At 68.3% G+C, this 22936-nt stretch carries 21 protein-coding genes; 7 read left to right on the forward strand and 14 right to left on the reverse strand.

The window, feature by feature from the left end; genetic code table 11:
• The first annotated feature begins 54 nt into the window (after positions 1-54).
• Both Pph01_RS17365 and Pph01_RS17370 read left to right on the forward strand, forming a co-directional pair.
• The gene (locus Pph01_RS17365; protein ID WP_204074147.1) at positions 55-1293 is read left to right on the forward strand and encodes a glycosyltransferase; all 1239 of its coding nucleotides are present in this window, start codon (positions 55-57) and stop codon (positions 1291-1293) included.
• A 40-nt stretch (positions 1294-1333) separates the two neighbouring features.
• Positions 1334-2206, forward strand: coding sequence for a phosphotriesterase family protein (locus Pph01_RS17370; RefSeq protein ID WP_204074148.1), 873 nt, complete (start codon positions 1334-1336; stop codon positions 2204-2206).
• A 26-nt stretch (positions 2207-2232) separates the two neighbouring features.
• Here the strand turns inward: Pph01_RS17370 and Pph01_RS17375 are convergent, their stop codons facing one another.
• The 6 genes from Pph01_RS17375 to Pph01_RS17400 all read right to left on the reverse strand — a co-directional run bounded on the left by Pph01_RS17375 (position 2233) and on the right by Pph01_RS17400 (position 9253).
• Positions 2233-3627: an NAD(P)/FAD-dependent oxidoreductase gene (locus Pph01_RS17375; RefSeq protein ID WP_204074149.1), complete on the reverse strand. Its 1395-nt coding sequence runs from the start codon at positions 3625-3627 to the stop codon at positions 2233-2235.
• Positions 3628-3648: 21 nt separating this feature from the next.
• Positions 3649-4437, reverse strand: coding sequence for an ABC transporter permease (locus tag Pph01_RS17380; protein ID WP_204074150.1), 789 nt, complete (start codon positions 4435-4437; stop codon positions 3649-3651).
• On the reverse strand, positions 4434-5297 hold the full coding sequence (locus Pph01_RS17385; protein ID WP_204074151.1) for an ABC transporter permease: 864 nt from the start codon (positions 5295-5297) through the stop codon (positions 4434-4436). The genes Pph01_RS17380 and Pph01_RS17385 overlap by 4 nt, the downstream gene beginning before the upstream one ends.
• Positions 5298-5331: 34 nt before the next feature.
• Positions 5332-6549 (reverse strand): polyamine ABC transporter substrate-binding protein, encoded by a 1218-nt coding sequence (locus Pph01_RS17390; RefSeq protein WP_239116772.1) that lies wholly within the window; start codon positions 6547-6549, stop codon positions 5332-5334.
• A 73-nt stretch (positions 6550-6622) separates the two neighbouring features.
• Positions 6623-7771, reverse strand: a complete 1149-nt coding sequence (locus Pph01_RS17395) for an ABC transporter ATP-binding protein (protein WP_204074153.1) — start codon at positions 7769-7771, stop codon at positions 6623-6625.
• A 48-nt stretch (positions 7772-7819) separates the two neighbouring features.
• Positions 7820-9253 carry a gamma-aminobutyraldehyde dehydrogenase gene (locus Pph01_RS17400; protein WP_204074154.1) on the reverse strand — a complete coding sequence of 478 codons (1434 nt, stop codon included), beginning with the start codon at positions 9251-9253 and terminating at the stop codon, positions 7820-7822.
• A gap of 214 nt (positions 9254-9467) precedes the next feature.
• Here Pph01_RS17400 and Pph01_RS17405 point away from each other — a divergent pair, with 214 nt between their 5' ends.
• Positions 9468-9956 carry an Lrp/AsnC family transcriptional regulator gene (locus Pph01_RS17405; protein ID WP_204074155.1) on the forward strand — a complete coding sequence of 163 codons (489 nt, stop codon included), beginning with the start codon at positions 9468-9470 and terminating at the stop codon, positions 9954-9956.
• 321 nt (positions 9957-10277) lie between these two features.
• Here the strand turns inward: Pph01_RS17405 and Pph01_RS17410 are convergent, their stop codons facing one another.
• The 3 genes from Pph01_RS17410 to Pph01_RS17420 form a co-directional block, all read right to left on the reverse strand.
• Positions 10278-10994, reverse strand: coding sequence for a cyclase family protein (locus tag Pph01_RS17410; RefSeq protein WP_239116773.1), 717 nt, complete (start codon positions 10992-10994; stop codon positions 10278-10280).
• Positions 10991-11821, reverse strand: a complete 831-nt coding sequence (locus tag Pph01_RS17415) for a nitrilase-related carbon-nitrogen hydrolase (protein ID WP_204074156.1) — start codon at positions 11819-11821, stop codon at positions 10991-10993. The genes Pph01_RS17410 and Pph01_RS17415 overlap by 4 nt, the downstream gene beginning before the upstream one ends.
• A 76-nt stretch (positions 11822-11897) precedes the next feature.
• Complete coding sequence (locus Pph01_RS17420) at positions 11898-12881, reverse strand: DivIVA domain-containing protein (RefSeq protein ID WP_204074157.1); 984 nt, start codon at positions 12879-12881, stop codon at positions 11898-11900.
• A 187-nt stretch (positions 12882-13068) separates the two neighbouring features.
• Here Pph01_RS17420 and Pph01_RS17425 point away from each other — a divergent pair, with 187 nt between their 5' ends.
• The 3 genes from Pph01_RS17425 to Pph01_RS17435 all read left to right on the forward strand — a co-directional run bounded on the left by Pph01_RS17425 (position 13069) and on the right by Pph01_RS17435 (position 17011).
• Positions 13069-13869, forward strand: a complete 801-nt coding sequence (locus Pph01_RS17425; protein WP_239116788.1) for an ATP-binding cassette domain-containing protein — start codon at positions 13069-13071, stop codon at positions 13867-13869.
• On the forward strand, positions 13866-14528 hold the full coding sequence (locus Pph01_RS17430) for a hypothetical protein (protein ID WP_204074159.1): 663 nt from the start codon (positions 13866-13868) through the stop codon (positions 14526-14528). The genes Pph01_RS17425 and Pph01_RS17430 overlap by 4 nt, the downstream gene beginning before the upstream one ends.
• 239 nt (positions 14529-14767) lie before the next feature.
• Positions 14768-17011, forward strand: coding sequence for an HNH endonuclease (locus tag Pph01_RS17435; protein ID WP_204074160.1), 2244 nt, complete (start codon positions 14768-14770; stop codon positions 17009-17011).
• A 112-nt stretch (positions 17012-17123) separates the two neighbouring features.
• Here the strand turns inward: Pph01_RS17435 and rlmN are convergent, their stop codons facing one another.
• The gene (gene rlmN, locus Pph01_RS17440; RefSeq protein WP_239116774.1) at positions 17124-18242 is read right to left on the reverse strand and encodes a dual-specificity RNA methyltransferase RlmN; all 1119 of its coding nucleotides are present in this window, start codon (positions 18240-18242) and stop codon (positions 17124-17126) included.
• An 83-nt stretch (positions 18243-18325) separates the two neighbouring features.
• On the opposite strand from rlmN, the gene Pph01_RS17445 reads away from it, so the two are divergent.
• Positions 18326-19363, forward strand: coding sequence for a suppressor of fused domain protein (locus Pph01_RS17445; RefSeq protein WP_239116775.1), 1038 nt, complete (start codon positions 18326-18328; stop codon positions 19361-19363).
• A gap of 168 nt (positions 19364-19531) precedes the next feature.
• On the opposite strand, the gene Pph01_RS17450 is transcribed toward Pph01_RS17445, so the two are convergent.
• The 4 genes from Pph01_RS17450 to tsf form a co-directional block, all read right to left on the reverse strand.
• Positions 19532-20398, reverse strand: a complete 867-nt coding sequence (locus tag Pph01_RS17450; RefSeq protein ID WP_204074162.1) for a phosphatidate cytidylyltransferase — start codon at positions 20396-20398, stop codon at positions 19532-19534.
• Positions 20399-20610: 212 nt separating this feature from the next.
• Positions 20611-21168 carry a ribosome recycling factor gene (gene frr / locus Pph01_RS17455; RefSeq protein WP_204074163.1) on the reverse strand — a complete coding sequence of 186 codons (558 nt, stop codon included), beginning with the start codon at positions 21166-21168 and terminating at the stop codon, positions 20611-20613.
• Between the two features lie 9 nt (positions 21169-21177).
• Positions 21178-21876: a UMP kinase gene (pyrH, locus tag Pph01_RS17460; protein ID WP_239116789.1), complete on the reverse strand. Its 699-nt coding sequence runs from the start codon at positions 21874-21876 to the stop codon at positions 21178-21180.
• 124 nt (positions 21877-22000) lie between these two features.
• Entirely contained in the window at positions 22001-22834 is an 834-nt protein-coding gene (gene tsf, locus Pph01_RS17465) for a translation elongation factor Ts (protein WP_204074164.1), read from the reverse strand.
• Positions 22835-22936: the final 102 nt, after the last annotated feature.

Here is a 22936-nt window from a genome sequence, read left to right on the forward strand (position 1 = left end):
CGGACGACCCGCACCCGACGACCCCCCGCACCGGATGACGCAGATCGGAGCCCGATGAACGCCGTCCCCGCCCCCTCCAGCCCGGACCCCGCAGGCGCGCAGCCGTCCCTCGCCGTGGCCGCTGCCCCGGCGCGCCGCCGCCGGGTGCTGATCGCCACCGACACCTACCCTCCCGACGTGAACGGCGCGTCGTACTTCACCCACCGCCTCGCGGGAGGGCTGGCCGCGCGCGGCGCCGACGTCCACGTGGTGTGCTCGTCCGACGAGGGGCGCCCGCGTACGGAGGTCGTGGGCGGCGTGGTGGTCCACCGGTTGTGGTCGGCCCGGCTGCCGGTGCACCCGACGATGCGGATCACCCTTCCCCCTGGCCTGAAGCGGACGATGGAGCACCTGGTCGACCGGGCCCGGCCGGACGTCGTCCACGTCCAGGGGCACTTCATGATCGGCCGTGCGGCACTCGGGGCGGCGGGCCGGGCGGGCCTGCCCGTGGTGGCCACCAACCACTTCATGCCGGACAACCTCTTCCAGTTCGCGCCCATCCCGACGAGGCTGCGGACCCGCGCCGGGGATCTGGCCTGGCAGGACCTGGCCCGGGTCTTCGCCCGCGCCCACCGCGTCACCACGCCCACGCGGATCGCCGCCAGGCTCCTGGGCGAGAAGGGGTTTCCGCACAAGGTGGAGGCGGTGTCCTGCGGCATCGACCTGCAGCGGTTCCAGCGCCAGCCGCAGGAGTGGGCGCGGCGGCGCTTCGGCATCGCCGACCGGCCGACCGTCCTGTTCGTCGGCAGGCTGGACGAGGAGAAGCGGCTCGAGGACCTGGTCAGGGCGCTGCCGCACGTGCTGAACCACGTCGACGCCCAGGCGGTGCTGGTCGGCACCGGCGGGAGGCGTCAGGACCTGGAGCGGCTCGCGGCCCGGATCGGGGTGGGCGAGCGGGTGCGCTTCCTCGGGTTCATCCCCGACGCCGACCTGCCGCAGGTCTACTCGGCCGCGGACGTGTTCGCCATGCCGGGCACCGCCGAGTTGCAGAGCATCGCGACACTCGAGGCGATGGCCGCCGGGCTGCCCATCGTGGCGGCGGACGCCATGGCGCTGCCCCATCTCGTGTCCGGCAACGGCTTCCTCTACCGGCCGGGGGACGCCCAGGAGATGGCCCGGCATCTCGTCGGCATCCTGACCTCCGCCGAGGGACACGCCGCGATGTCCAGGGCGAGCCTCGCCATCGCCGCCACCCACGACCACCAGCGATCTCTCGCCCGGTTCGAGGAGATCTACACGGAGCTCCTCGCGTGAAAAGACCCTATTTTCGCAAGAAATCAGTTAATGTCCGTTCATGCCCGGCGCCTATTTCCCCCGCATCCAGACCGTCTCGGGTGCGGTCCCCGTCTCCGAGATCGACGGCCCGGTGCTCGCCCGTGAGCATCTGCGCACCGACACCCGGTGGGGAATCGGCGTGGACTCCGACCCGTACCGCTGGCTCGACGAGGAGCGGTACGTCGTCGCGGAGCTCAAGAATCTGGCATCGGATCGCGGGCTGAGCCTGGTCGTCGAGCACACCTGCATCGGCATGGCCCGCGACCCCTCGTCGCTCGGCCGCATGGCCACGGGCAGCAGGGTCGCCGTCGTCGCCGCCACGGGATTCGCCCCGGAGCCGTTCTCCGGGGACGCGATCCGCCGGTACAGCGTGGACGACCTGACGGCGGACCTTCTGCATGAGATCGGAGCGGGGCTCGACGGCGCGGGGTCACGGCCGGGGCTCATCGTGGCCACCGCCTGGGACGACACGCCGACGGCGGCGGAGGAGCGCGCGCTGGTCGCCGCCGCCCGCGCCTGCCTGCGGACCGACCTGCCGGTGGCCACCGAGGGCCTCGGCCTGCTCGAACTCCTGCTCTCCCACGGAGTGCCGGCCCGGCGGCTCAGCGCGCGCACGGCCGACGCGCCGGCACAGCGGAAGATCGCGGAGACCGGCGCCTACGTGAGCGTCGACGACGCCGAGGACGTCCTGGCGCTGCTCGACGCCGGCCACGCCGAACGCGTGCTGCTCAGCAGCGGCGTGTCCCGCCAGAAGGACCTGCACGGCTACGGCGGGCACGGGTACGGCAGGCTGTTCGACACGATCCTCCCGGCCCTGAGCGAGGCCGGCGTGGACGACGAGACCCGGCGCCTGATCACCCACGAGAACCCGCTGCGCTGGCTGGCGGGGTAGCGCCCCCGCCGCCAGGAGCCGAGGCGTCAGGAGTCGAAGCCGAGCCCGAACGCGTCGAGCGTGCGGAGCCAGGCGTTGCGCCGCCCCTCGTGAGCGTCGGACCTGGCCATCGACCAGCGCGTGAGCTGGATGACGCCCGACCTGAGGGGTTCGGGCGGGAACGGCACGGGCTTGCGCCGCACCATGCGCAGTTCGGTCCGCTCGGTCCGCTCCCCCGCGAGCAGGTCGAGCATCACGTTGGCCCCGAAACGGGTGGCCCCGACCCCGAGGCCGGTGTACCCCGCCGCGTAGGCGAGGCGAGAGCCGTACGCGGTGCCGAAGAAGGCGCTGAACCTGCTGCAGGTGTCGATGACCCCGCCCCACTTGTGGCTGAACCTCACCCCTTCGAGCTGCGGGAACGTCTCGTAGAAGTGCCCGGCGAGCTTCTCGAACGTGGCGTCGCGCTGATCCTGCTCCGCCGTGATGAGGCCGCCGTTGTAGTAGACCGCGTCGTACCCGCCCCACAGGATCCGGTTGTCGTCGGTCAGCCGGTAGTAGTGGAACTGGTTGCCCGAGTCGCCGAACCCCTGACGGTTTCGCCAGCCGACCTCGGCGAGCCGGTCCGCCGGCACGGGTTCGGTCATCAGCACGTAGTCGTAGACCGGCACGAGGAAGTGCCGCAGCCTGCCCAGCAGCGGAGCGAAGGCCCCTGTGCCCAGGGCGACCATGCTCGCCCGCACCGTGCCGAGCGGCGTGTCCAGTTCGAGGAGGCTTCCGCCGTCCCGCAGCGACCTGACCGGGGTCCGCTCGAAGACCCGCACGCCGAGCCGGACGCAGGCTTCCCGGAGTCCCCAGGCCAGCCGGGCGGGGTCGACCATGGCCGCTCCGTCCCGGTCCCACAGGCCGCCCAGGTAGGTTGGGGAGTCGACCTCGGCCCGCACCTGCTCGCGATCGAGGCGCTCCATCCGCAGGCCGAGCGACGCGCCGACCGCGGCCTCATCGTCGAGTCCTTCGAGCTCCCAGTCCCGCGTGGCGACGCGCACCTCGCCGGTCCGCTCGAACGAGCAGTCGATGCCGTACCGGACGAGGGAGGCCTCGAGCTCGTCGAGGTTCTCCCGTCCGAGGCGGTCGAGCCGGCCGATCTCCTCCGGCCACCGCTCCATGCCGTTGCCGAGGCCGTGGGTGATGCTCGCCGCGCAGAAGCCGCCGTTGCGGCCGGACGCGGCCCAGCCGATCTCCCGCCCCTCCAGCAGGACGACGTCGAGGGACGGGTCGCGCTCCTTGGCCATGAGCGCGGTCCACAGGCCGGAGAATCCACCCCCGACGACGGCCAGGTCGGCGGTGACCTGGCCGGTCAGCCTCGGCGACGGAGCGGGCGCGATCGCCCGGTCCAGCCAGTACGGCTTGCGCTCCGCGTCAGCGAGCGCCTTCTGCGGGTTCACACATTCCACATCCCCGAAGAGCTACGCGCGGCGACGGCGCGCCGCGATGATGTTGCCGACGGCGATCAGGAGGCCGCCCGCGAAGATGAGTGTTCCCATCACGTTGACCTGCGGCGGGATGCCGACCCTGGTGACACCCCAGATCCACAGCGGGAACGTCACGGTGCTGCCGGCGGTGAAGTTGGTGATCACGAAGTCGTCGATCGACAGGGCGAACGCCAGCATCGACCCCGCGAGCACGCCCGGGAAGATCATCGGAAGCGTCACCAGGCGGAACGTCTCCCAGGTGTTCGCACCCAGGTCGCGCGCCGCCTCCTCGAGGGAGGTGTCCAGCGTCATCACCCTGGCCCGGACCGTCACCGCGACGAACGAGATCGAGAACATCACGTGGGCGACGACGATCGTGGGGAAGCCCTCGGGCACGCCCAGCGTGATGAACAGCGAGTGCAGCGAGGCGCCCATCACGATCTCGGCGCACGAGATCGCGGCGAACATCACCAGCGTCAGGAGCGCCGCCCCGCGGAAGCGGTAGCGGCCGAGGGCCAGCCCGATGAGCGATCCGAGCACACCCGCGATCACCATCGTCAGGACGGCGATGAGCAGGGAGTTCACCAGAGCCTGCGTCAGGTCGCCGATCTCGAACAGCTGGCCGTACCACTTGAAGGTGAACCCCTGCCACGTGGTGTTGAACCGGCCCCTGGTGTCGTTGAACCCGAACAGGATCATGACCGCGATCGGCACCACGAGCCAGGCGATCACCAGCCAGGTGTAGATCTGGAGGCCGCGCCCCCGGAACAGTCCGCGGTTCATCGTGCGGCCACCTCCAGCACGTCCTCGGTGCCGAGGGCCCTGGCGTACGCGAAGATGCCGACGAGCAGGACGGCCATCAACGTGAAGGACATGGCGGCGGCGATCGGATAGTCCTGATTGATGAGGTACTGGTTCTGGATGACGTTGCCGATCATGGTGGTGTTGGTGCCGCCGAGCACCGACGCGTTCACGTAGTCCGAGCTCGCGGGCACGAACGTCATGAGCACTCCGGCGAACACCCCGGGCAGCGACAGCGGCAGCACGACGCGCAGGAACGTCTGGACCCTGCTCGCGTAGAGATCCTGGGCGGCCTCGAGGAGGCGCGGATCGATCCGCTCCAGCGCCACGTACATCGGGAGGATCATGAACGGCAGGAAGTTGTACGACAGACCGCCGATCACCGCGGCGGGCGTGGCCAGGATGCGGAAGTCCTGCGGGAGCAGGCCCGCGTCCCGCAGCGGGCCGAGCAGGATGCCGTTGTCCGACAGGAGGTACTGCCAGGAGATCGTCCGAAGCACGAACGACACGAGGAAGGGCAGCAGCACCAGGAAGAGGTAGACCGACTTCCTGTTCGCGCCCTTGAAGGCGATCCAGTACGCCACCGGGAAGCCGATGACGATCTGGATGACCGTGGCGGCCAGGCCGTACAGCAGGGACCTGACGATCTGGTCGTGGTAGGTGGTCACCCCGTCGACGTAGCTGTGCCAGTTGAACGTGAAGGCGAAGCCGTCGACCACGTTGCCCGACTGCAGCGACAACGACAACATCACGACCGTCGGGACGACGAAGAAGATCGCCAGCCAGAGCCCGCCCGGGAAGATCAGCGCGTACGGCGTCAGCCTGGCCCTGAGCGTCCTCATGCCTCCTCCTCACCTAAGGGCACGTCGTGCTCGCTCATGCCGTGGTGATCGCTTGGAAGATGTTCTCGTACTGCTTCTGCTCGTCGGTGTTCTTGAAGTTGCGGTAACTGCGCAGTTTCGCGTAGTCGGCATCGCTCGGGAACACCAGCGGGCTGTCGGCGATCTCCGTGAGGGTCTTCTTGTCGTCGCCCGACGCCGCGTCCGCGTCCGACTTGATGACGGCCTGAGCCGCCGGCACGGGAGTGACGTAGTTGATGTACTCGGCGAGGCCCCCGGCGACCTTGGGGTCGTAGAAGAAGTCCATCAGCGTGATCGCGTCGACCGGGTTGGCCGCGGTCTTGGGGATCATCATGTTGTCGGTCCAGATCGTCGCCCCCTCGTCGGGGATCACGAACTGCAGGTCGGTGCCCTCCGAGATGTTCTTCTGGAAGATGTCACCGGACCATGCCTGGCAGAGCCAGATGTCGCCCTTGCCCAGCGGGTCGACGTACCCCTGGTCGTAGTACTTCCGCACGATCCCGGCGTCGCGCTGCTCCTTGAGCTTGGCCGCCGCCTTCTCCCAGTCCGCCGGCGTGGACTTCTCCGGATCGATGCCGAGCAGGAACATGCCGAAGTTGCCGATCTCCTGGGAGTCGGCCATCATGCCGACCTTGCCCTTGTACTTGGGGTCCCAGAGCGCGGAGTAGCTGGTGGGCGGGGTGTCGACGTACTTCGGGTTGTACGCGATGCCGGTCATGCCGGACGCCCACGGGATGCTGTAGACGTTGCCGGGGTCGTAGGACTCGTTCTTGTACCGGGCACCGGCGTTGGCCGCGAAGTTCGGCAGCTTGCCATGGTCGAGCGGCACGAGGTAGCCGAGCTCGACGAGCTGGGTGAACTGGATGCCGTTGGTGACGACCATGAGGTCGTAGTCGATCGACTGACCGGCGGCGAGGAGCGGCTGGATCTTGGCGAACCAGCCCGCGTTCTCCTGGATGACCTCCTTGTAGGTCACCGTGATCCCGGTCTGGTCGGTGAACTGCTTGAGCTCGGGCTGCTTGGGGTCCATATAGAGGGGCCAGTTGGCGAAGTCGACGTGGCCGTTCTTGACCTTGCCCGACCAGTACTGCTGGACGGCGGACTGCGCCTGGGCCGAGGAGCTGGGCTTGGCCACACGCTTGCCCTGAACGCCACAGGCGGCCAGCGCGAGACCTGCCGCCGACAGGCCGGCGAGGCGGAACGCGTCACGGCGGCCGAGGCGGCGCTGCGTCATGCCACGGAGGAGAGCGGGGTCCTGATTGCGGAAGTCGTTCATAGGGGTTCGTGCTCCTGGTAATTCGAAGGAGTTACCGCAGCACGTAGGAGTGCTGGGGCTGCCAGGACAGCCAGACCGTGTCGCCTCGCTCGGCCGTGATGGTGCTGTCGTGCGCGTTCTGCTGGAAGACGGTGATCTCGGCGCCATCGGCGAGCACCACGGCGTAACTGTTGGAGGTGCCCAGATAGACGACCTCGGAGACGGTGCCCTGGACGACGCTGAGGTCGCCTTCGGGCTGTCCGGTGGAGATGGTGATCTTCTCCGGCCGGACGGTGAGTTCCAGAGTCTCGCCCACGGATACGGACTCCTCGACGGGTGCCAGGATCCGGTCGCTCGGCCCGAGCGCCAGCACGGCGGTGGACCCGTTGACCTTGTCGACGGACCCGCTGAGCAGGTTCGACGTGCCGATGAACCCGGCGACGAACTTGGTGGCCGGCCGCTCGTAGATCTCCCTGGGAGCCGCGAGCTGGTCCACCAGGCCGTCGTTCATGACGGCGATGCGGTCGCTCATCGTGAGCGCCTCGCCCTGGTCGTGGGTCACGTAGACGAACGTGATGCCGACGTCGCGCTGGATGCGCTTGAGCTCGATCTGCATGGCCTGCCGCAGCTTGAGGTCGAGCGCGCCGAGCGGCTCGTCCAGGAGCAGGGCACGGGGCCGGTTGACGAGTGCGCGGGCGAGGGCCACACGCTGCTGCTGGCCGCCGGACATCTCCCTGGGACGGCGCTTCTCCCGGCCGGTGAGGTCGACGACCTCGAGGATCTCCCCCACACGCCGCTGGATCTCAGCGGACTCCACCTTCTTGCGCTTGAGCCCGAACGCCACGTTCTCCCAGACGCTCATGTGCGGGAAGAGGGCGTAGGACTGGAAGACCATGTTCACGTCACGCTTGTTCGGGGCGACGCTCGTGACGTCCTGCCCGTGCAGCCGGACCACGCCCTGTGTCGGGTCTTCGAATCCGGCGATCATCCGCATGCTGGTGGTCTTGCCGCACCCAGAGGGACCGAGGAGGGAGAAGAACTCGCCCTCCGTGATGGCCAGGCTCACGCCTTTGACGGCCCGTACGACCTCGCCGTGCGAGGTGTACTCCTTCACGACATTGTCGAGCTCGATGGCGGGCGTCTGTTGTGAACCGGGGGCAGCCGAAGCGGCTGCCCCCGGGCCCGCCTGGATTTCTGTCATTCCAGGCTTATCCCTCTTTATCAATAGGTCGTACGGCTCCGCCGCGGCCTATTCGCCGATGTAGTGCATGACGTGCTTGACCCGGGTGTAGTCGTGAAGCCCGAAGACCGAGAGGTCCTTTCCGTAGCCCGAATGCTTGAAGCCCCCGTGCGGCATCTCCGACACGAAGGGGATGTGCGTGTTCACCCACACCACGCCGAAGTCGAGCCGCTTGGAGACCCGCATCGCCCGGCCGTGGTCGGAGGTCCAGACCGAACCGGAGAGTCCGTACCGGACGCCGTTCGCCTTGGCGAGCGCGTCTGCCTCGTCGGTGAACGTCTGGATCGTCATGACCGGGCCGAAGATCTCGTCCTGGACCATCTCGTCGTCCTGGCGGAGCCCGTCGACGACGGTGGGAGCGAAGAAGTAGCCCTGGTCGCCGACCCGGTGGCCGCCGGTGAGCACGGTCGCGTGCTCGGGCACCCGGTCGAAGAAGCCCTGGACCCGCGCGAGCTGGTTCGCGTTGTTCAGCGGGCCGAAGTAGGCGTCCTCGTCGTCGTGGCCGCCCATCTTGGTGTTCGCGGCCGCCTGAGCGAGCGCCGCGGCGAACTCGTCGTGGATGCTCTCGTGGACCAGGACACGGCACGCGGCGGTGCAGTCCTGCCCGGCGTTGTAGAGGCCCGCTCCCGCGATCGCCTCGGCGACGGCGTTGATGTCCTTGACGTCGTCGAAGACGACGACTGGGGCCTTGCCGCCCAGCTCCAGGTGCACGCGCTTGAGGTCGTCCGCGGCCGACCTGGCCACCGCCATGCCCGCGCCGACCGAGCCGGTGATGGCCACCATGTCGGCGGTCGGGTGGCCGACGACGAGGGCGCCGGTCTCACGGTCGCCGGTGACGACGTTGAAGACGCCGGCGGGAAGGACGTCACCGATGATCTCGGCGAGCTTGATCGTGGCGACCGGGGTGGTGTCCGACGGCTTCAGCACGATCGTGTTGCCCGCGGCGAGGGCCGGTGCGATCTTCCAAACGGCCATCATCATCGGGTAGTTCCACGGCGTGACCTGGCCGATGACGCCGATCGGCTCGTGCCGGATCATCGAGGTGTGGTCGGCGAGGAACTCACCGGCCGTCGGGCCCTCCAGCGTGCGGGCCGCTCCGGCGAAGAAGCGGAAGTGGTCGGCGGCGATCGGGGTCTCGTCCTCCGCCATCCGCGCGCGAGGCTTGCCGGTGTTGCGGCACTCCGCCTCGTTGATCTCGTCGGCGCGCGCCTCGATGGCGTCGGCGATCTTCAGGAGGAAACCGGCGCGCTCGCCGGGGGTCGTCTGTCCCCACGTCTCGAAGGCGGCCGCCGCGGCGGCGTAGGCCGCGTCGACGTCCTCCTGACCGGACACGGGCGCCTGGGCGTAGACCTCGCCGGTCGTGGGATCTACCACATCCGAGAACCGGTCACTGACTGCATCGACGAACTTCCCGTTCACGAAGTTCTGCAGACGGGTGGTCACCGTTGCCCTCCTGTCGAGGTAGCTGAATGTCGCGACTCTGGCAGACAAAAAAACCAACTACAAGTGATTTCGTGGTTAAGATACCAAATCGCTACGAAATCGCTTGACAGGAGCGTCGGAGCTGACAACATGTCAGACCTGAACGGCAACATGTCAAAAACCGGCGTGTAACACAGGGCCGCTACGGCGACTCGAAGAGAGGATCCCCCCAAGGATGACGACACCGCCGAAGGCACGCGCGACCGCCCCGGGCGGGCCCGTGGTCCTCGATGAGATCTCCAAGCAGATCATCGAGCAACTCCAGATGGACGGTCGCAAGCCGTATGCCGCGATCGGCAAGGCGGTCGGCCTGTCGGAGGCGGCGGTACGCCAGCGGGTGCAACGTCTGCTGGACATCGGGGTGATGCAGATCGTCGCGGTCACCGACCCGCTCACCCTCGGGTTCCCCCGGCAGGCGATGATCGGCATCAAGTGCGAAGGCGATCTGGAGACGGTCGCCGACGAGCTGTCGTCCATCGCCGAGATCGACTACGTCGTCCTGACCGCGGGCTCCGTGGACATCATGGTCGAGGTCGTCTGCGAGGGGGACACGCACCTGCTGGAGATCCTCGGGAAGATCCGCGCGATCCCCAGCGTCCGGGCGACCGAGACGTTCGTCTATCTCAAGCTGCACAAGCAGACCTATTCGTGGGGCACTCGCTGAGGCTCGGTCCTGCGGGGGCCCGGCTTTTCGGAGCTGCCGGCTGGCGGGTTTCGCTTGAGCTCGCGGTTACTAACGCACCCTTTCCAGAGCACCATGCAGTTTCCTGCCGTACCTATGGGCTCGAGGCTTCCTTGAGCACCTTGGGGATCAACACTTTCCTAAAGCAGCCAGCGGTGCACTGTTTCCTTAGAGCACTCTGGGGTCCCAAGATTTTCTAGAGCAACTGCGTCGTCGCGGCTTTCTGGAACAACTGCCGTCTCGCGGTTTCCTGGAGCACCCCCTGGCTCGTGCCTTCCCGAGGCACCCCCGGCTCGAGGCTTCCTAGAGCACCGCCCGGCTCGCGCCTGCCTGGAGCGCCCCCTGGCTTGCGTCTGCCTGAGGCGCCCGCTGACGTGCGGCGCCTACCCGGGCCACGGCCCGGACCGGAGCACCGTCGGCACCCTCCAGGCGCAGGGGCAGGAGTGACACCTCGATCGGGCGGCCGTCCGTCTGGGCGTCGACGAGCAGATCGAGGCCTCGCAGGTTCTCCGCGATGACGGCGTGCGCGCCGCACAACGCCCGATGGGCCGGCAGTTCCTCGGCAGGCGTCGGATCGACGCTGAGCGCGTCAATGCCGACGGTCCGGATACCCGACTCGACGATGAGCTCCGCCGTCTCCGCCGTGAGCCACGGATGCCGCAGGTAGTCCGCGCTCCCCCACATGGACGCCCATCCAGTGGCGATCAGGAGGATCGTCCCCGCCCGGAGGCGGGGCGCCACGAGGTCGGGAGTGATCGGCGCGCGCGGCGGCAGGCCCCTGACGTCCACGATCTCGGCCTCGCCCAGGAAACGCTCCAGTGGCAGTTCGTCGAGCCTCGGAAGCGAGTCGTCGATGTGGTAGGGAGCGTCCACGTGCGTCCCCGACTGGGATCCGAGATGCAACGCGAGGACGTTGACGCCCTCTCCCGCCACGGTGAGCGCCGGGCGGATCTCCACCTCGGGGTCACCGGGATAGACCGGCATCCCTGCCGTGATCGGCACCGACAGGTCGATGATCACGGGCTCACCGTCTCCCCGGTGGCGTACAGATCCGGCCGCCGGTCCCTGTGCACGTCGTTGCGCGGGCCGCTGGACTTGTCCCGCGCCGTGGAGAGGTCGCAGTCGGCGACCAGGACGGTGGGACGATCCTGGAGGACAGGTCCGGCCAGCGGATAGCCGCCCGGCCCAATGATCAACGATCCGGACACCCAGCCCACCCCGCGTTCGGCGGAGCAGCGATCGGCCACCGCGACGAACATCCGGTTGGAGGCCGCCGCGACCTGGGCGTGCGCGATGAGGACGGATCGTTCCCCTCGCGGCACGGGCGACACCGGCCAGTTCGTCGAGACGGCCAGCACGTCCGCCCCCCTCAGTCCCACCGAGCGCACCCATTCGGGGAACTCCAGGTCGTAGCAGACCATCATCGCGACGCGGCCGATCATGGTGTCGACGACGGGGGCGAGGTCTTCGCCCGGTACGAACACGTCCTGCTCAGCGTCCCAGAGATGGACCTTGCGGTAGACGGCGCGTAGTCCTCCGGAGTCGACCATGGCCTGGCTGTTTCTGACCTGCCCTCCGACGAGCTCACAGAATCCGCCCACGATCACCAGGTCATGGGCTCGAGCCAGCCGTACCCACTCCGACACGGTCCGACCGTCAGCGGGTTCGGCGAGCGCCCTTGCCTCGGCCGGATCGGAGAAGACGTATCCGCTGTTGACCAACTCGGGCAACACCACGAGCCGAGCGCCGGTCGCGGCGGCCTCGACGACGGCCGCGGTCGCCGCCGCCCGGTTCTCGTCAGCTCTTCCCACCTGGAGGGCGAGCTGTGCGACCGCCACCCTCGTCATCGCCGTCCGTCCACGCCGGCGACGGCCACGGCAGTCATGGTCATGCGGATGTTCTCCCTCTCGTATGGCTCTGTCTTCAGCTTCGTCTCGAGCTCTTGGCCTGCGCGCTTGTCTCTGGCTCTAAAGCGCGGCGCTCCAGAACGCCGGCCAGGTCGGCCAGGAAGCGGTCGACCTCACTGATCGCGTACCCGGACCGGAAGACCACCGTGGTGAACGTGGCAGTCCGTATCTGCTCCGCCGTGACCGGTTGATCGGTGGTCCCGCGCAGTGTGGCGACGACCCGGTCGAGCAAAGCGTCGACGTCCTGCTCCCGATAGCCCATGCCGAGCCGTCCGGGACGGAACGCCATCCGCTCCACCCGCGTGGCCTCTGCCTCCCACGTGTCCCCCGGTTCGGCGTCGTCAAGCCCGCCACGCTTAGCCTCGGCCCGCGCTCGTCTGCTCTCGGACCGCGCGCTCCCGCTCTCGCTCTCGCGACTACCGGTGCGAGCGTCCCCGTTCTCCTCACTGCCGGCCCGCGCGCCCCCGCTCCCCTCGGCCTCGGCCTTGGCGCGTCCGCTCTCCTCGACCTGCGCTGCCTCGCTCCGCCCAGCCGGGTCGTACGTGCGGCTTCCAGCCCTTTCACCCACCCCGGCGTCACCCCGCGCGCCCGAGCCGGTCTCGGGTACGCCCTCCGGTTCGCTCACCGAAGCGTCCTCGTGCCTCAGGCTCAGCTCGGTGGTCACTGTCCCGGACTCGTGTGACCGGGCATGCTCGCCCTGGTCCTCTGCCGTCTGCAGTACGGAATCGAGGTCGGGGGTCTCACGCGGGGGCAGCTCGGCAGCCGACGAACCTCGGGCCTCAACTGCCACGATGAACGCGTCGAGGGCGAAGTCCACGGCCGTCTCGTTGTAACCGCCGAGCTTCACGCCGAACTTGGCACCCCGAATCTCATCGGCGGTGACCGGCGGGCCGTCGAGCCGGCCACGGCCGAGTGTGCGCTCAATCCTCAAGATCAGCTCATCGACCTGCTCGGGGTCATAGCCCAGTCGGACACCGATGACGCGTGGAAAGCGATTCACACACCTCTCCCGTCCGTCGCGTGGTCGAGCAGATCCATTGTGTCGGTGAATCGAACACGAAGGGAGTCCCCGGAACCCCGCCCGTACCGCGGCCTATGCACAGGACACCGGGAATCTGTCTGGATAGGCTGCGGAGCCTATGCGGATGACCAATCTGTCCTTCCGATACGGAAGGCGGGATCCCTGGGTGTTGTCGGACGCCGGGCTTGCACTCCGTCCAGGCGACGTGACCGAGATCCTGGGACCCAATGGCACAGGTAAATCCACACTCTTGCGCCTGCTCGCCGGGCTCCTCAGACCAGTCGAAGGCACCATCGAAGATCGTCCCGGCGTCGTCGGCTACGCGCCCGAACGGTTCCCGGCGGCCCAGCCGTTCACGGTCGCCGCGTACCTGCGCCATATGGCCGCCATTCGAGGCGCCGATCCCCGGCGGATCGGCGAATGGACCGAGCGGCTCGGCATGGATCATCTGATGAGCCATCAGCTGCCCGATCTCTCGAAGGGCAGCGCCCACAAAGTGGGCCTCGCTCAGGCTCTGCTCTGTGAGCCGGGGTTGCTCATCCTCGATGAACCGTTCGCGGGCCTGGATGCCGCGACCCGAGCCGAGCTGCCGACGATCATCGGCGAGGTCGCCGCGAGCGGAGGCATCGTCGTCGCCAGCGACCACCAGGGCGAGTTGCGCGCGTTGCCCGGTCTCCGGCGACACGAGGTCAGGGACAGGACGATTCGAGAGCTTCCCGGGAACTCCGCACATGACATCGCCGATGTCACCGCCGCCATCGCGCATGGCGTCCCCGCACGGAACGGCACCACCCAGGATGATGCCGGGCTCCGGATCACGGCGCAGGACGCTGCCGGGTCAGCGGATGATTCGCAGGCCGTCACCGTGCTCGAGGTCGCGGTGAGTACATCAAGGGCGCAGGAACTGGCCGACCGCCTGCGGGCCGAGGGACATGTGGTCCGGATCGCACGGGAGACCGCCGAATGATCGCGTTGGTACGTTTCCGGCTCGCGGGATACGCGCGCTCCCATCGGGCCCTTCAGCCGCTCATCGGGCTGCTCCCCCTGCTGGCGATTCTGTACGCGACACCGGTCCCCGCCGGCGAGGAACTGGGAGCGATGGCCGATTCGGCCGGGATCCTCCTGCCGGTGTTCGCCTGGGCGGCTCGCGGGCTGCTCGACAGCGAACCGGACGAGCAGCGGATGATCTCCATCGTGGCCCACCGCCGTGGGGAGTTGCTGAGTGGGCTCATCACCGCCTGCGTCTTCGACCTGGGCCTGACCGTGATCGCCGAACTCGCTCTGCTCGCGCGCCTCTCGGCCAACCCCGGCATCGGCGCGATCATGGTCGGAGTATGCCTGCACCTGTTCTCCGTCCTCGCCGGAGTCGCGCTCGGGGCACTGACCAGCCGTCCGATCCTTCCGTCCCCCGCCGTTTCGAGCCTGGCCCTGATCCTCGGTTATCTGGCAATACTGCTGATCAGCGCGTCGGGAGCTCGATGGCTGACGGTTCCCGTCATGAGCTGGATGAAGGACGGCCACCATGACGTCCTGCTGGGACATCTGCCGCTGCTCGCTGTGCAGTCGCTGATCTGGCCGCTGGTCGGTCTCGCGGCGTACGGGTGGCTCCGTCGAACCCGGCCATGACGGTACCGCTAAGAGTTTCTGAACTTGTCGGCTTGTCTTCGATCACACGTTCGATATACGATCGGGTCAGCCGTTACAGGTGAGCCTTGCCGGGTGGGCCGTTAGGGCCGTACGCCCCGTGATGAAGCAGTCGATTTCCATGAAGTGGGTCCCCGATCACCGCTTGATCGGGACGTCGGTCGCTTTCGTCTCCGGGGAGGAGGCCCATCGTGTCCACATGCGCATCCGCAGATCGAGACATGGCCGCTCGGCCTTTCTCCTCGGGTACGGATCGTCCGCTGCCGATCCCCGACGGCTTGGCCTCGCTCCCGCCCGGCGCGGAGTTGGCCGAGGCCCTTGCGCATGTCGATGAGCGCCGAGTGTCGGGGTTCGACACAGTCGAGGTGCTGAAGGCGGCGTACCGGCAGTCGTGCCACGACCGGGCCCGGTTTCTCGCAGTCCTGCTGGAGGTCGGGCTGCGGGAGCACTTCTCCGGCGACTCTGTTCGACGGCTTGAGGTGCCGGACGAGTTCAGCCCCGACGAGGCCCGCGCGGCACTGGTGTGGTCGCGCCGCCGCGCCGATTCCACCTTCGAACTGGCATGGGGCGTGCACCGGCGACTGCCCCAGTTGGGTGAGGCCATGCTGCGCGGCGATCTGGATGAGCCGCGAGCCGCAGCGTTCATCCGATGGACCGCAGGCCTGACCGCGCAGCAGGCCGAGACGGTCTGCTCGCAACTGGTTCCCGGCGCCGACCGGCTGACCGTCGGCGCGTTGATCGAACAGATCCAACGGCTTGTTCTGGCGATCGATCCCGAGTGGGCACAGAAGCGGTACGCCGAAGCGGTCCGCCGCCGCCGAGTCGTCGGCACCCGGAACGAGGACGGCACCGCGAACGTGTCAGGCCTGGACCTGCCGCTGGACCGCGCGGCCGCCGGGTGCGAACGCATCGACGATCTGGCCCGTGCCTGCAAACGCGCCGGGGACAAGCGCCCGATCGACCACATCCGGACCGACCTGTTCCTCGGCTCTCTGGACGGATCATTCGAAGGCCTCAGGGACAGGGAGATCGTCGCTCACGTCCTCGACCACCCCTTCGTAGACCCGAACGACAACCAGGTCGGCGAGCAGAATGGCGAGCGGACTGAACGAGCGAGCGACGCCACCGCAGACCACGCCGCCGAATCCGCCGCCGAACGCGCCGAGCAGTCGGCCGGTCCGAAGCCCGCACGCACGATGCACAGAGGTGCCGCGACACCGCGCCCCGGCATGGCCCAGCGCCCTCGACCCCCTCGGCCTGGAAACGACCGGCCCAGACCCGGTCAAGGGGAATCCGTCCGCCCCGAACCCGGTCAGCACGAACCCGCACCAAACGAGCCGGCACCAGACGGGCCTGCATCGTGCGAGCCCGAATCACGCGAGCCCGCACCGCGCAATGGAGTCAGGTCCACCTCTGCTCTTCCCAAAGAGCCAGTCGGACCACGGTCTCACGGTGTGAATCGCCCGCCGACTACCAGCACCGGCCGCCGGACGGTCCGTGAGCTCCGGGTAGAGGTGACCACTCTTCTCGGGCTAGACGAACACCCGGCTCAGGTGCCCGGTTGGGGGATCGTCCACGCCGACCTGGCCCGCGAGATGGTCTCCGGCATGCTCGCCGGGCAATGGCGGTTCGCGATCTGCACTGATGACGGCCGACTCCTCTACAGCGGGCTCACGCGGCACCGCCCGTGCGCCCCATCCGCACGCCCCGCCCGGGACGACCGGCTGGGCGGAATCGTCGAGCTTCAAATCACCCGATCTCGCCTGAGCGAGATCGCCGCCGCAAAGGGCTCCCTGGGGCTGTGGTCGGCACTCATCGCCGACCTCGACGCCCAGACCTCACGCCACCTCCGTGCGACCGACACCGCAATCAAGATCGCCACCGATAACCGCCGGAGACACGCGGGCGCGGCCTTACGCCGTTACGTCCAGATACGGGGCCGATTCTGCTCATGGCCCGGTTGCCGCATGCCCGCCACGCGGACCGATCAGGACCACGCCGCGGACTGGGCAGGCGGAGGATCGACCAGTGAGGACAACCTGCATCTGGCCTGCCGCCACGACCACCGCGCCAAACACCACGGCGGCTGGCGTGTGACCATGCCCGAGTCCGAGCTGATTCTGTGGGACAGCCCGCTGGGCCACACCTATCCCAGCCGGCTCCCGCCGGTCATGTTCAATGTCGTGGATCCACAGCCCCGCGACTGGCCGGCCCCACCGCCCGAAGCCATTGTTGACGACACCCGCCCCCTGATGACGAGCCTGAAGCCAGACAGCCCAGGGTCGAACTTCCCACCGCCACCCAGCCCTCAGACGAGCAGGCCACGAGAGCACACGCCTCAGCCGAACAATCCGGAGTCACACGGAAAGGACAACCCATCCGACGAACACACCCAGGCATGCGCCCCGTCACCACCACCGCCCGGTCCCCTGTTCAGACCGGAGACGGACACCCCGCCATTCTGATCAGCCGGAGCCTGGAGGGACCCCGTTGATCAACGGGACGCCGCCAGGAAACGGACGACGTCAGGACGGTGACACCGCCCGGAAACGGACGACGCCCGGAAAGCGGACAACGTCAGGAAGCCGGCGTCGCGGCCGCGAGCTGTCCGCACGCGCCGTCGATCTCTCGGCCTCGCGTGTCTCGAACGGTGACCGCGACGCCGTGCGACTCCAGCCTCCGGACGAAGGCACGCTCATCCTCGGGGCGTGAGGCGGTCCACTTCGATCCCGGCGTCGGGTTGAGCGGGATCAGGTTGACGTGGACGAGCTTGCCCTTGAGGAGGCGGCCGAGCAGATCGGCACGCCATTCCTGGTCGTTGATGTCCTTGATCAGGGCGTACTCGATGGAGACACGGCGCTTGGTCTTCGCGGCGTACTCCCAGGCGGCGCCGAGAACCTCGGCGACCTTCCACCGGGTGTTGATGGGGACGAGCGTGTCGCGGAGTTCGTCGTCGGGAGCGTGCAACGAGACGGCCAGCGTGACGGGGAGTCCCTCGTCCGACAACTTCTTGATCGCGGGAACCAGGCCGACGGTCGACACCGTCACGCCACGGGCGGAGATTCCGAGGCCCTCGGGGGCGGGATCGACCAGGCGGCGGACGGCGCCGATCACGGCCTTGTAGTTGGCCATCGGCTCGCCCATGCCCATGAAGACGACGTTGCTCACCCGGGCGGGGCCGCCGGGGACGTCGCCCCTGGCCAGTGCCCGCGCGCCCGCGACGACCTGCTCGACGATCTCCGCCGTGGACATGTTCCGGGTCAGCCCGGCCTGTCCGGTCGCACAGAACGGGCAGTTCATCCCGCAGCCGGCCTGGGAGGAGACGCACATCGTGACCCGGTCGGGATAACGCATCAGCACCGACTCGACGAGCGACCCGTCGAACAGCTTCCACAACATCTTGCGGGTCATGCCGTCGTCGCAGGTGATCTCCCGGACGGAGGTGAGCAAGGACGGCATGAGCTGGGATACCAGCCGCTCGCGGCTGTCGCCCGGCAGGTCGGTCATCTGCTCCGGCGAGCCCGTGAGCTTGGCGAAGTAGTGCCGCGAGAGCTGATCCGCGCGGAACGGCTTCTCCCCCAGTTCCGCGACGGCCTCACGGCGCTCGTCCATGGTGAGGTCGGCCAGATGGCGCTGCGGCTTACCCCGGCGCGGCGCGACGAGGGTCAGCTGGCCGGGCTTGGGCTGGTCGCTCACACAAACCTTCCGATCTCCTGCAGATGTGGTCTTAACGACTGCCCGAAGCAGCTTTATTCTGGCGGTTGATTCCGGAGGTGAGAGTGGACAGGGCATCCGTCGTGCTCACCAGCCCCAACCCCTACGGGAGCCGCACTCTTACCATCGAACGCGACCGGGCATCCTCAGTAGCTTACCTGCGCGGATCAAAGGGAACCGTCCACGGAGCCGTCTGGCTGGCCAACCACGGCCCGGCCCCGGAGACGGTGGATCTCGCGCGGGCCAACGCCGGGCTGCCGCCGGTGATGCCTCGCGTGAACACGATCAATCCCTCCGGTACGGCTCCGCTGGACGCCGCCGCGCTGTCCGTGCTCTGGTTCGAGGAGGGGGACGGCGTCGCCATCTTCGAGAACGGCGAACTGCTGGCCGTCATTCCTGGCTGGTCGGATCTCGAGCGGGGCATGCCGGGCTACGCGAGGGACGCCGTGGGCGAGTCACCCTTCGCCTGGTCTCTCACCGAGGCGATGGAAGGGCTGTCACCTCGTGTGGCCAAGGCCCGGGCGTACTGGCAGTGGCGGGAGGCCGAAGGCAGCTGGGCGTCGTTCCAGCAGTTCGTCATGGGCCACCTGGACAGCCGGCTCGGACCGCCCGGACGCTACTGGGACGTCAGCGGCGCCCGACTCCCGGTAGTCGGAGTGACCGAGCGGCCCGCCGGGTTCGGCAGGGATTACACCGTGCTGTCGACGGTCGGCATGAGCTGCCAGCGGATGCCGACGGCGGAGCTCTACGACACCGCCTGCCGTATCGAGCTCGCCATCGCGACCCGGCAGGACCCCGGAGTGGCCACCCGGGTGCTGCTCTGGCTGGGCCAGTACCCGTGGCGGTCGGTGACCTGGCTGGGACACGGCCACACGGCCCGCTGGTTTCAGGGCCCCGGCACATTCCCGCTGAACGGCGGCCACCAGGGAGTGATCATGTTGGCAGACCCGGTCGGACTGCCCGACCTGTCCGGGTTCGCCTTCGGAGGGGAATCCGTACGGTGGTTGTGGCTGCTTCCGCTCACCGACACCGAGCTGCGGCTGGCCCAAGACCAGGGGCACCAGGTGCTCTCCGACCGCCTGGCCGTACAGAGCCGGATCTGAGCCAGACCTAAGCCGCATCTGAGCCGGACCCAAGCCGGATCTGAATCAGATCCGATCTAGCGCGTGCCGCCGGGCGACGCTCGCAAAAGGCACGCCCTGCGAAAGCGGGCCGATTCGAAAGCGGGCCGGTTCGGAAGTGGGACGATTCGGCCCTTGCGAGAAAGCCCTCTAGGGCACGAACAACGTGAGCAGCAGCCAGACGGGGACCAGCGTGAAGAGCAGGGAGTCCAGCCGGTCCATCACGCCACCGTGGCCCGGGAGCAGGGTCCCCATGTCCTTGATGCCGAGATCACGCTTGATGACCGACTCGATCAGGTCGCCGAGGGTGGCGCAGACCACGACGACGGCGCCGAGGACGGCGCCCTGCCAGTACGCGCCGCCCAGCAGTAAGTGGACCAGTAACGCACCGGCCACGACGCAGGCGAGCGCGGAGCCCGCGAAGCCTTCCCAGGTCTTCTTCGGGCTGATGAGCGGCGACATCCGGTGCTTGCCGAACAGAATGCCCGCGAAATAGCCGCCGATGTCGCTGCAGACGGTCACCGCGATGAAGATGAGCACCCGGTCGGAGCCGTCGTCGACGGTGAGGAGCAGCGGGACGAAACCCGCGAGAAGTGAGGGGTAGACGGCGATGAAGAGCCCGGCCGTGGCATCCCTGACGAAACCGTCCGTGCCCTGGAACATCCGCCAGGCCAGAACCACCATCGCGGTGACCGCGAAGGCGCCGACGAGGAACGCCGGACCACCCCAGTAGGGGCCGACGATCATCGCCGTCATGCCGACGAGCAGCGGGATCACCGGCACCCGGATCCCGCGCGCGGCGACGGCCTTGGTCAGTTCGTGGACGCCCACGCCCACCGCGGCCAGCACGACGAGGAGGAAGACGACCTTCACGGTGTAGAGCGAGGCGATGACCACGGCGCCCAGCGCGACGCCGACGGCCACGGCCGCGGGAAGGTTCCGCCCGGTACGGCTGCCGCCGCCGGACGCCCCGCCAGGCCCGGGGGCCGACGGGCCGGACTCCCCGGCGCCGTTCATGCCGTCACCGTGCCCGCCACCGGGACCGTCGCCGTGATCATCACCATGGGCGCCGGTCACGCCATCCGCGGAAAACCGGTCTCCAGCGGCAGCCGTTCCGTCCAAAGCGTCCTACTCCCTATACACGTGATCCTTGTGCCGCGCTGTACTCACCGGACAGCGCGGCACAAGGATCACGGTCGTGCCCTGCCTCGCAATCGAGGATCGAGGTCTCAGACCTCGAGCAGCTCGGCTTCCTTGTGCTTCAGCAGCTCGTCGATCTTGGCGACGTGCTTCTGGGTGAGATCGTCGAGCTCCTTCACCGCGCGGTGCACCTCGTCCTCGCCCGCCTCGCCGTCCTTGACCAGCTTGTCGAGCGTCTCCTTGGCATGCCGGCGGATGTTCCGCACGGAGACCCGGCTGCTCTCCGCCTTGGTGCGGGCGACCTTGATGTACTCCTTGCGGCGCTCCTCGGAAAGCTCCGGGAACACCACGCGGATCACCTGGCCGTCGTTGCCCGGGTTCACACCGAGATCGCTGTCGCGGATGGCCTTCTCGATCGCGCTCATCGCGCCCTTGTCGTACGGCTGCAGCAGCACCATGCGCGCCTCTGGCACATGGAAGGACGCGAGCTGCTGGATCGGCGTGGGCGACCCGTAGTAGTCCACGTTGATCTTGTTGAACATGGATGGCGTGACTCGGCCGGTACGGATGCCCGCGAAGTCGTCCTTGGCGACCGTCACCGCCTTGTCCATCTTCTCTTCGGCCTCGAAGAGCGTTTCGTCGATCACTGCGGCTCCCTATTTCCCTGCCGGACTCACCAGCGTGCCGATCTTTTCACCGCGGACCGCCCGCAGGATGTTGCCATCGCCCATCAGGTCGAAGACCACGATGGGAAGGCCGTTGTCCATGCACAGGCTGATCGCGGTCGAGTCCATGACCCCGAGGCCGCGCGTCAGCACCTCGCCGTAATCAAGCTGGTCGAAGCGGACCGCGTCGGGGTTCTTCCGGGGGTCGGAGTCGTAGACGCCGTCGACCTGCGTGCCCTTCAACAGCGCCTCCGCCCCGATCTCGAGCGCCCGCTGCGCGGCGCAGGTGTCGGTGGAGAAGAACGGCGAGCCCAGCCCCGCGCCGAAGATCACCACACGCCCCTTCTCCAGGTGGCGGATAGCGCGGCGGGGCAGGAACGGCTCGGCCACCTGCTGCATCGTGATGGCGGTCTGGACCCGGGTGTCGATGCCCCGCTTCTCCAGGAAGTCCTGCAGGGCGAGGCAGTTGATCACAGTGCCGAGCATGCCCATGTAGTCGGCCCGGGCCCGGTCCATCCCGCGCTCCGACAGGGCGGCGCCCCGGAACATGTTGCCGCCGCCGACGACGACGGACACCTGCACGCCCTCGCGGACGGCCTCAGCGATGGAGTCGGCGAGCTGGGCGACCACCGAGGGGTCGATTCCGAGCGGCTCGCCGCCGGCGAAGGCCTCGCCGGACAGCTTCAACATCACGCGCTTCCAGCGCAGTCGCCCATCATGCGACGAAGCCGCCGGCGTGGCGGGTCTGGTGTTCTCCTGCACGGCGGCGGCCTCCTCGATATAACTACGCGTCAACGGGCTCCTGGCTGTAAGCCTAAGCCTGGCCGACCTTGAAGCGGGTGAAGGCAAGAACCTTCACGCCCGCCTCGGCGGCGACCTTCGCGACCGTCTTCTTGTTGTCCTTCACGAACGTCTGCTCCAGCAGCGTGAAGTCCTTGAACCAGCCGTTGAGACGACCGTCGGCGATCTTGGCGACGGCGGCCTCCGGCTTGCCCTCCTCGCGAGTCATCTGCTCGAAGAGCGACCGCTCCTTCTCGACGACGTCGGCGGGCACCTCAGCCGGGCTGAGGTACTTCGGCGCCATCGCGGCGGCGTGCTGGGCGATGTCCTTGGCGACCGCGGCGTTGTCCTGGTCGAGCTGGACGAGCACGCCCACGGCCGGGGGAAGCTGAGGGTCGGTCTTGTGCATGTAGGAGGTGATGAAACCACCCTCCAGCACCGAGAACCGGCGGATCTCGATCTTCTCGCCCAGAGCGGCGTTGGCCTCGTCCAGGTGCTCCTTGACGGACTTGCCGTCCAGGTCGGACTCGAGCAGGGCCGGCACGTCGCTGGGCTTGGTCGCCAAGATGTGCGCGACGATGTCGGCCGCGAGCTGCTGGAAGCGCTCGCCCTTGGCGACGAAGTCGGTCTCGCAGTTGAGCTCGAGCAGCGCGGCGAGCGACTCGCCCTCGTGCTTGACGGCGACGAGGCCGTTGGAGGCGGTGCGGGCCTCCCGCTTGCCGACGTCCTTGGCGCCCTTGAGGCGCAGGAGGTCGACCGCCTTGTCGAAGTCGCCGTCGGACTCCTCGAGCGCCTTCTTGCAGTCCATCATGCCGGCGGCGGTCAGCTCACGAAGCCGCTTGACGTCGGCCATGTTCACGGAAGCCATTGTCCTATTTCCTCTTCGGGAACCCAGGTGAGATCAGATGGCGTGGTGGGCGTGGGCGCCGGGCGCGCACGCCCACCACGGTCGAGCCTTGAGATCCGCACG

The organism is Planotetraspora phitsanulokensis (assembly GCF_016863295.1).
Taxonomy (GTDB): domain Bacteria; phylum Actinomycetota; class Actinomycetes; order Streptosporangiales; family Streptosporangiaceae; genus Planotetraspora; species Planotetraspora phitsanulokensis.